The organism is Malikia sp., assembly GCF_028687635.1.
In the GTDB taxonomy this organism is placed as follows: domain Bacteria; phylum Pseudomonadota; class Gammaproteobacteria; order Burkholderiales; family Burkholderiaceae_C; genus Malikia.
Map to the genome: position 1 here is coordinate 22,322 of NZ_JAQTZS010000031.1, position 8,495 is coordinate 30,816.

The 8,495-nt window shown below is 65.6% G+C and carries 10 protein-coding genes; 4 read left to right on the top strand and 6 right to left on the bottom strand.

What is annotated here, in order from left to right:
• Position 1 precedes the first annotated feature (1 nt).
• From PHR85_RS13730 to napF, 4 genes are read left to right on the top strand one after another with little or no spacing between them, the layout of a single operon-like run.
• The gene (locus tag PHR85_RS13730; RefSeq protein WP_300055293.1) at positions 2-580 is read left to right on the top strand and encodes a DsbE family thiol:disulfide interchange protein; all 579 of its coding nucleotides are present in this window, start codon (positions 2-4) and stop codon (positions 578-580) included.
• The gene (locus tag PHR85_RS13735) at positions 577-990 is read left to right on the top strand and encodes a cytochrome c-type biogenesis protein (RefSeq protein ID WP_300055271.1); all 414 of its coding nucleotides are present in this window, start codon (positions 577-579) and stop codon (positions 988-990) included. Before PHR85_RS13730 ends, PHR85_RS13735 begins: the two co-directional genes overlap by 4 nt.
• Positions 987-1,691 carry a hypothetical protein gene (locus PHR85_RS13740; protein WP_300055274.1) on the top strand — a complete coding sequence of 235 codons (705 nt, stop codon included), beginning with the start codon at positions 987-989 and terminating at the stop codon, positions 1,689-1,691. Before PHR85_RS13735 ends, PHR85_RS13740 begins: the two co-directional genes overlap by 4 nt.
• Before the next feature lie 10 nt (positions 1,692-1,701).
• Positions 1,702-2,187 (top strand): ferredoxin-type protein NapF, encoded by a 486-nt coding sequence (gene napF / locus PHR85_RS13745; RefSeq protein ID WP_300055276.1) that lies wholly within the window; start codon positions 1,702-1,704, stop codon positions 2,185-2,187.
• Positions 2,188-2,301: 114 nt separating this feature from the next.
• Here napF and PHR85_RS13750 read toward each other — a convergent pair whose 3' ends face one another.
• Genes PHR85_RS13750 through PHR85_RS13775 form a run of 6 tightly spaced genes read right to left on the bottom strand, consistent with a single transcriptional unit; the run spans position 2,302 to position 8,036 of the window.
• Positions 2,302-2,877: a NapC/NirT family cytochrome c gene (locus tag PHR85_RS13750; RefSeq protein ID WP_300055295.1), complete on the bottom strand. Its 576-nt coding sequence runs from the start codon at positions 2,875-2,877 to the stop codon at positions 2,302-2,304.
• 54 nt (positions 2,878-2,931) lie between these two features.
• Positions 2,932-3,399: a nitrate reductase cytochrome c-type subunit gene (locus PHR85_RS13755; protein WP_300055279.1), complete on the bottom strand. Its 468-nt coding sequence runs from the start codon at positions 3,397-3,399 to the stop codon at positions 2,932-2,934.
• 2 nt (positions 3,400-3,401) lie between these two features.
• Complete coding sequence (gene napH, locus PHR85_RS13760) at positions 3,402-4,262, bottom strand: quinol dehydrogenase ferredoxin subunit NapH (RefSeq protein WP_300055282.1); 861 nt, start codon at positions 4,260-4,262, stop codon at positions 3,402-3,404.
• Positions 4,259-5,074 (bottom strand): ferredoxin-type protein NapG, encoded by an 816-nt coding sequence (gene napG / locus PHR85_RS13765; RefSeq protein WP_300055285.1) that lies wholly within the window; start codon positions 5,072-5,074, stop codon positions 4,259-4,261. The genes napH and napG overlap by 4 nt, the downstream gene beginning before the upstream one ends.
• A 20-nt stretch (positions 5,075-5,094) precedes the next feature.
• Positions 5,095-7,644 carry a nitrate reductase catalytic subunit NapA gene (napA, locus tag PHR85_RS13770; protein WP_300055288.1) on the bottom strand — a complete coding sequence of 850 codons (2,550 nt, stop codon included), beginning with the start codon at positions 7,642-7,644 and terminating at the stop codon, positions 5,095-5,097.
• A 44-nt stretch (positions 7,645-7,688) separates the two neighbouring features.
• Positions 7,689-8,036 carry a chaperone NapD gene (locus PHR85_RS13775; RefSeq protein ID WP_300055291.1) on the bottom strand — a complete coding sequence of 116 codons (348 nt, stop codon included), beginning with the start codon at positions 8,034-8,036 and terminating at the stop codon, positions 7,689-7,691.
• Positions 8,037-8,495 lie beyond the last annotated feature (459 nt).

Genomic DNA, 8,495 nt, shown 5'->3' on the forward strand with positions numbered 1-8,495 from the left:
GATGAACGACGCTGCCCGTCCTGCGGTGCGTCCCTGGTGGCGCAGTCCGGCCTTCCTGTTCGTGCTGGCTGCCGTCGTCCTGCTGCTGCTGCTGCTGGGCCAGGGCATGACGCGCAACCCGCAGGAGCTGCCCTCGGCCCTGATCGGCCGGCCCTGGCCGACTTTTGCGCTGCCCGGCATGAAGCCGCCCCACGAGCTGCTGACCGAGCGCTCCTTGCAGGGGCGGCCCCGTATCGTCAACGTCTGGGCCTCCTGGTGCACCGCCTGCCGCGACGAGCATCCCGTGCTGATGGATCTCGCCGCGCAGTTGCGCGCGCAGGGCAGGGCGGACCAGCTGCTCGGCATCGACTACAAGGACCCGCCGCAGGCCGCGCTCGACTGGCTGCGCCGTGGCGGCGACCCCTATGCCGACTCGATCATCGACTCGGCTGGCAAGCTCGGCATCGAGCTCGGCGTCTACGGCGTGCCCGAGACCTTCGTCACCGACGCCCAGGGTCGCATCGTCTATAAGCATGTCGGGGCGCTGACCCCCGAGATCGTCCGGCGCGAGATCCTGCCCCGCCTCAAGGAGAACCCATGATCCGTTTCCTGCTGGCCTGCCTGCTGGCTGGCTTCGGCCTTGCTTCTGCCCAGACAGGCAGCCTCGAAGACGAGGCCCGCGCGCGCCGCTTCCACGCCCTGACCCAGGAGCTGCGCTGCGTCGTCTGCCAGAACGAGAGCCTGGCCGACTCGACCGCTCCGCTGGCGCTCGACTTGAAGCGCGAGATCCACACCCGCATGGACAGCGGCCAGAGCGACGATCAGATCAGGGCCTTCCTGGTCGAGCGCTATGGCGACTTCGTCAACTACCGCCCGCCAGTCAGGGCGGCCACCTCCATGCTCTGGCTCGGACCGCTGATCTTCGTGCTGTTTGGTCTGCTGCTCTTGCTGCGCCGCAGCCGCCGCAACCAGCCTTGCGCATCGTCTCAATCGAACGAGGAATCAAAATGACCATGCCGACCTGGCTGATCCAGTTCGCCGCCGCGATGGCGCTGCTGGTCGCGCTCGCCACGGCCTGGCTGGGCTGGGCCGCCAGCGCAACACCCGCAACATCGGCCCCTGCGGGTGATTCCGACCTGCCCGCCCGGCGCTGGGTCTGGGCGCTGGTGCTGCTCGTGCCGCTGCTGGTGGTGCTCGTCTATGCCCGTCTGGGTCACCCCGTGGCTGCCAATCCCGCCCACCATCTCCATCAGCAGTCGCCGCTGACCATGGTCGACAAGTTGGCGCAGCGCCTGCGCGAGAATCCCGACCAGCCCGAAGGCTGGCTGATGCTGGGCCGCTCCTACCAGGTGCTGAGCCGCTATGCCGATGCCGCCATGGCTTATGAGCAGGCCGAGCCGCTCGCGCTGCAGGACGTCGACACCCTGACCGACTGGATCGAGTCGCGCATGCAGGCCGCGCAAGGCCATTTCGACGCGCGCAGCCTGGAGCTGCTGCGCAAGGCCCAGGCGCTCGAAACCGATCATCCAGCCGTGCTGCTGCTCGGCGGCCTGGCCGCGCTGGACCGTGGCGACCAGCCTGCGGCCACGCGCCTGCTCAAGCGTCTGCAGGCGCTGACCCCCGACGGTACGCCGGATCGCGCCTCGCTCGACCGCGCGCTGGAAGAACTGGCCCAGGGCCGGGATCCGCGCCTGAAACCTTCCGTCCCCTGAACCCATCGCCATGGACCCGCAACGACGATTCTTCCTGCGCGGCCGCATCGCCACCCAGGCGACCGTGCAGCCGCCGCGCCCGCCCTGGGCGCTGGCCGAAGCCGATTTCCTGCAACGCTGCACCCGCTGCGGCGACTGCATCGAAGCCTGCCCCGAAGCCATACTCTTGCGTGGCGACGGCGGCTATCCCGAGGTGCGCTTTTCCGAGCGGGGCTGCACCGAATGCGGCGCCTGTGTCCAGGCCTGCGCGCCGGCTGCACTGAATCGCCTACCCGATACGAGCCCCTGGAGCTGGAAACCCCATTTTTCCGACTCCTGCCTGGCGCAGCGCAAGGTCGAATGCCGCATCTGCGGCGAGATCTGCGACCATGGCGCCATCCGCTTTCGTCCCGCGCTGGGCGGCATCGCCCAGCCCAGCCTGGAGCCGGAGCGCTGTACCGGCTGCGGTGCTTGCGTCTCCCCCTGTCCGACCCAGGCGCTCAACCTCAAGCCCTGACCAGCCGCCGCCGGCCAGGCGCACGTCGCTGAAACACAAAAGGCCACCCGGATCCCGGATGGCCTTTTGCGGTCAGCGCAGCGCCCGGACAGCTCCGGGCTCGCTGCGGCTGGCTTACTTCGGCAGCGTCGCCGGCGTTTCCTTCGGCGCGCCGATGTTCTGCTCGACCTGCGGCAGCCGGTGCGCGATGCCCTTGTGGCAGTCGATGCAGGTCATGCCCTGGTTGAACGCGTTCTGGTGGGTGTTCGACGAGCGCTGGTTCTGCTCGGCGTAGTCCATGAAGGCGAAGTTGTGGCAGTTGCGGCACTCGTGGCTGTCGGTGCGCTTCATGCGCGCCCACTCGTTGGATGCCAGCTGGTGGCGCTTGGCCTCGAACTTCTCGGGCGTGTCGATGGTGCCGAGGATCTTGTGCAGCACCTCATTGCTGGCCTGGATCTTGCGGATCATCTTGGGCACCCACTCCTTGGGCACGTGGCAATCCGGGCAGGTCGCGCGCACGCCGGTGCGGTTCTGGTAATGGATCGTGCTGCGGTATTCCTCGTACACATTGTCCTTCATCTCGTGGCACGAGATGCAGAACTCCTCACGGTTGGTGTATTCGAGGGCCGTGTTGAATCCGCCCCAGAAGATGATGCCGGCGGCGAACGCGCCCGCGAACATCATGAACTTGCGCGTCTTCACCAGCGCCATCAGGCGCGCGAAGAATCCGGTCTTTTGTTCAGCCATTTGCTTGTCTCCGGTGGATTACTGCAGGCCGCGCGCGCGCTGGAAGGTGCTCTCGACCAGCGGCCTGGCGTCGGTCTGCGCCACATGGCACTGGGTGCAGAAGTAGCGGCGCGGCGAGATGTTGTCAAGTTCCTGGCCCTCGCGCGTCTTGAAGTGCGTCACGCTGACCTTGACGGCACCACTGGCGCCGGCCTTCGCGAAGGAGTGGCAGTCCATGCACTTGTTCATGTTCTTGGTGATCTGGTAGCCGGCGATCGTGTGCGGGATCAGCGGCGGCTGCTGCACGAAATCGCGGTCGGCCGGGCGGTGGTCACGCTCCTGCCTGAAGGTGCCAGGCGCGTTGTCCTGGTCGACCGGCGTGCCGCCACGCAGGGCCTGCAGCTTGACCGGGGCCGGATCGGCTGCCTGTGCAACCGGCGCGGCGCCCAAGACCAGCATTCCGGCCGTCAGGGTCAGGGTCAGGAACTTCCGAATGGTCTTTTTCATGGTCATTTTCTCTCGTGATTGAATCTATGGGTGTATGTGAAAACATCCGGGCCGCAGACGTCGATGCAGCGGCCACAATTGGTGCAGGCGGAGGAATCGATGACAGGCGAGGCCCCGCCCTTGCCCTTGAGCGCGATCGGGATGATCTGTGGCTCGGGACAGACGGCATAGCAGTCGGCGCAGTCGTTGCAGCGGCTGCTGTGCTGTGCGCTCACGCGCAGCAGGCTCTTGCTGCCGATCAGCGCATAGGTCGCGCCAACCGGGCACAGATGACCGCACCAGCCGCGCGGCGCCACCAGCAGGTCGAAGATGAACACCGCCGCCAGCGCGCCGAAAGCCGTGCTGCCGCCGAAGATCAACGCGCGCTGGGTCAGCGAGACCGGGTTGACCCATTCCCAGACCGTCACGCCGCTGACCGCGCAGGCAGCCAGGATCGCCGGAATCAGCCAGTAGCGCAGCTCGCGCGGACCGCGGCCGGTGGTGATCTTCAAGCTGCGCCGCAGCCAGCTCGCGGCATCGGTCGCGACGTTGACCGGGCAGACCCAGCTGCAGAAGACACGACCGCCGACCAGGGCATAGAACGCGATCGCGATCGCCGCCCCGACCAGCGCGCTGAGCTCGGGCCAGTGGCGCGCGGCGATCACCTGTGCCAAGGTGAAGGGATCGGTCAGCGGCAACACCTCCAGCGTCATGCTCGACGACAGATTGCCCTTGACGATCCAGATGCCTGCCAGGGGACCGAGCAGGAACAATCCGATGATGCCCAGCTGCGACAGACGCCGCAGCAGCAGCCAGCGGTGGGCTCGCCACCAGCCCTTGGACTCAATGGCTTCGCGCCCGACGATCTTGTCCGCCTGGCTCATCTTTCGCCCTCCAGCTTGAGGCCCCGGTAGGGGGCCTCGCCCGAGCGCAGCGGCACCAGATCGCCCTGCGAGGCCTGTTCCGGCAGGTTCTGTGTCGGCTGTTCGAACTGAGGCTTGCCCGCGCGGTTGCCCTGCTCCCAGCCCTTGCGGTAATGGTGGCCGAGCTCGCCGCGCGCGATCGAGATCGGCAGCACCTTGATGGCGGCTTCTTCCAGCACGCAGCTTCTCTCGCACATGCCGCAGCCGGTGCAGGCATCGGCGTGCACGGTCGGCAGCAGCATGGCGTGCCGGTCGCTGCGCGGGTTGCTGACCTTCTCAAGCGTGATGGCCTGGTCGATCACCGGGCAGACCCGGTAGCAGACGTCACAGCGCAGACCGAGAAAGTTGAGACAGTTCTCCTGGTCGATCAGCACCGCCAGCCCCATCCTGGCCTTCGTGATGTCGGTCAGTCCGGGGTCGAGCGCGCCAGTCGGGCAGGCCTTGACGCAGGGAATGTCCTCGCACATCGCGCAGGGGATCTTGCGGGCCTCGAAATAGGGCGTGCCGACCGCGACGCTGGTCGCCCAGTCCTTGCTCAGCCTGTCGCCCCAGTCGCTGAGCTTGAGGTTCTGCGGCGGACAGTCGCGCACGCACAGCCCGCAGCGCACGCAGGCGCCCAGGAAATCCGCCTCGGCCAAGGCGCCTGGCGGCCGCAGCGCCTGGGCCGGACGCGCCACGCTGGGCAGGGCCACCAGCGCGGCACCACCGGCCACCAGCGAGGCGCTGGCGGCACTGGCCGCCGATTGCAGCAACTGTCGACGTGACAGGTCCATGGCAAGGCCCGGCTAAGCCATCAGGCGCGCACCACCTTGACGGCGCACTTCTTGAAGTCGGTCTGCTTCGAGATCGGGCAGGTCGCGTCCAACGTCAGCTTGTTGACCAGACGGCCTTCATCGAAGAAGGGCACGAACACCAGGCCGCGCGGCACCTTGTTGCGGCCCTTGGTCTCGACCGCCAGCGTGATCTCGCCGCGGCGCGAAGCGACCTTGACCTTCATGCCGCGCTGGATGCCGCGGGCTTGCGCATCATCCGGGTGCATGAACAGCAGCGCCTCGGGCACGGCGCGGTGCAGTTCCGGCACGCGGCGCGTCATGGAGCCGGTGTGCCAGTGCTCAAGCACCCGGCCGGTGCACAGCCACAGGTTGAATTCCTTGTCCGGGCTCTCGGCGGCTGGCTGGTAAGGCAGCGCGAAGATGTTGGCCTTGCCGTCCTTGTTGCCGTAGAAGCGCACACCCTCGCCCTTCTTGACGTAGGGGTCGTAGCCTTCGCGGAAGCGCCACAGCGTTTCCTTGCCGTCGACCACCGGCCAGCGCAGGCCGCGCACCTCGTGGTAGACGTCGAACGGTGCCAGGTCATGGCCGTGGCCACGGCCGAACTCGGCGTACTCCTCGAACAGCCCTTTCTGGACATAGAAGCCGAAGGCCTTGGACTCGAAGTTGCTGTAGTCCTTGATGTACTTGCCGTTGACCTTGGTCAGGTCGGACAGCGGGAACTTGTTGACCTTGCCGTTCTTGTACAGCACGTCGAACATCGTCTTGCCCTTGAGCTCGGGCTTCTTCGCCAGCAGCTCGGCCGGCCAGACTTCCTCGATCTTGAAACGCTTGGCAAACTCCATCATCTGCCACAGGTCGGAGCGGGCCTCGCCCGGTGCGTTGACCTGCTGGCGCCAGACCTGGGTCCGGCGCTCGGCGTTGCCGAAGGCGCCTTCCTTCTCGACCCACATCGCCGCCGGCAGGATCAGGTCGGCCGCCATCGCCGAGACGGTCGGGTAGGGGTCGCTCACGACGACGAAGGCGGCCGGGTTGCGCCAGCCCGGATAGATCTCTTCGTTGATGTTGGGCCCGGCCTGCATGTTGTTGTTGGTCGTGACCCAGTAGCACTTGAGCTTGCCATCCTTGAGCGCGCGGCTCTGCGCCACGGCGTGCAGGCCGATCTTGTCGGGAATCGTGCCCTCGGGCAGACCCCAGATCTCCTCGGCGTGATGGCGGTGCTCGGGATTGGTCACGACCATGTCGGCCGGCAGACGGTGCGCGAAGGTACCGACCTCGCGCGCGGTGCCGCAGGCGGACGGCTGGCCGGTTAGCGAGAACGGACCGGAACCCGGGGTCGAGATCTTGCCCACCAGCAGGTGGACGTTGTAGATCATGTTGTTGGCCCAGGTGCCGCGGGTGTGCTGGTTGAAGCCCATGGTCCAGTACGAGACCACCTTGATCTTGGGATCGGCGTAGAGCTTGGCCAGGTCTTCCAGCTGCTTGACCGTCAGGCCCGACAGCTTGCTGACCTTTTCGGCCGAGTATTCGCTGACGAACTTGGCGTATTCCTCGAAGCTGATCGGGGTCGAATCGTTCGGATTGCCCTTGGGCTTGCCGTCGGCGCCGGGGTAGCCGTTGGACCTAGCGTCCTTCTCAAGTGCGTGCACCGGGCGCAGGCCGTAACCGATGTCGGTCTCGCCCTTCTTGAAGTTCACGTTCTTCTTCACGAACTCGGTGTTGACCTTCTTGTTCGTGATGATGTAGTTGGCGATGTAGTTCAGGATCGCCAGGTCAGTCTGCGGCACGAAGACCAGCGGCTGGTCGGCCAGGTCGAAGCTGCGGTGTTCGTAGGTCGACAGCACGGCGACCTTGACATGCGGGTTCGACAGGCGGCGGTCTGTGATGCGGCTCCACAGGATGGGGTGCATCTCCGCCATGTTGGAGCCCCACAGCACGAAGGCATCCGCCTGCTCGATGTCGTCGTAGCAGCCCATCGGCTCGTCGATGCCGAAGGTGCGCATGAAGCCGGTCACGGCCGAGGCCATGCAGTGACGGGCGTTCGGGTCGAGGTTGTTGGAGCGGAAACCGGCCTTCCAGAGCTTGGAGGCGGCATAGCCTTCCATCACGGTCCACTGGCCGGAGCCGAACATCGCGATGCCGTTCGGGCCGTCGGCCTTGAGCGCTTCCTTCCACTTGGCGGCCATCACGTCGAAGGCCTCGTTCCAGTCGACCGGGGTGAACTCGCCGTTCTTGTCGTACTTGCCGTTTGTCTTGCGCAGCAGCGGCGTGGTCAGGCGGTCCTTGCCATACATGATCTTGGACAGGAAATAGCCCTTGATGCAGTTGAGGCCGCGGTTCACCGGCGCTTCCGGGTCGCCCTGGGTCGCGACGACCTTGCCGTCCTGCACGCCGACCATCACGGCGCAGCCGGTGCCACAGAAGCGGCAAGGCGCCTTGTCCCAACGGACGGCCACATCGGCAGCGGTCTTGGCTGCGGGAGCTGCGGCTTCGGCGGCGAGCGGAATGCCGGCGGCGGCGGCGCTGGCGACCAGCGCCTGGGTTTTCAGGAAGTCACGGCGATTGGATTCCATGTGATTCTCCATCGGAAACGGTAGCTAGAAACGAGCGGGCTGGCTCAGGGGCGGGCGGCATCTGCCGCTCCGGCATCCACGCCGGCGGCCATCTGGGACAGGCTGGTGCGCCAGGACTGATAGCGGATATCGGGGTCGGTCGGACTTTTCGCGTGTGCCACGTCGGGGCCCGAGTATTCGTAGACCAGCGAGGTGTTGAGCACTAGCGGCAACAATGCGATGGACGCCATGGTCTGCGCCGCTGGGATGTCCTGGGTGTCCTCGATGATCACGACCAGGCGACCATCACCAGGGTTCAGTGCAATGTCGAGGCCAGGGGCGGCCGAGAGCTCACCGATCACCTCGTCGAGATGGCCCGGCTTGACGCGAACGACGACACCCAAGATGCTCATAAATATTCACCTGATCTGAAAAATTCATTTTAGATGGATTAAATGATGTGGCTCTTGACCTAAGTCAAGCGCGTCCAAGATGTCTCGTCTTGGCTTTTCTTTATGGTAGCCGCAGTGTGGTCTCCTGTGTGGTTTCTCGTGGTGGGGCGCCTTGCTTGGGGGTGTGCCAGACCCTGGGCGGGCGCAGCCTCGGTTGTCGGTTCAATGGCTGGCCCCAGCCCCGCTGTTTTCACCTGGCCCCAGAATTTTTTCCCCGATGTCTTCAGAACGTCGCGTGGCGGGTATAGAATTTGACTCCCGACGCAAAAGACCTTGTCTTCTGCCTCAGGTTGGTCCGGCAGCTCGAAGAAAAAATCTTCAGTCCCCTGGGTCAAGGCGCAGGAAACTGTGTCATAATTCAAGGCTTCGCTGATCGCAGCGAGGCAAACGAAGCGAAGTGACAAAAGTCGCCGAGCAGGT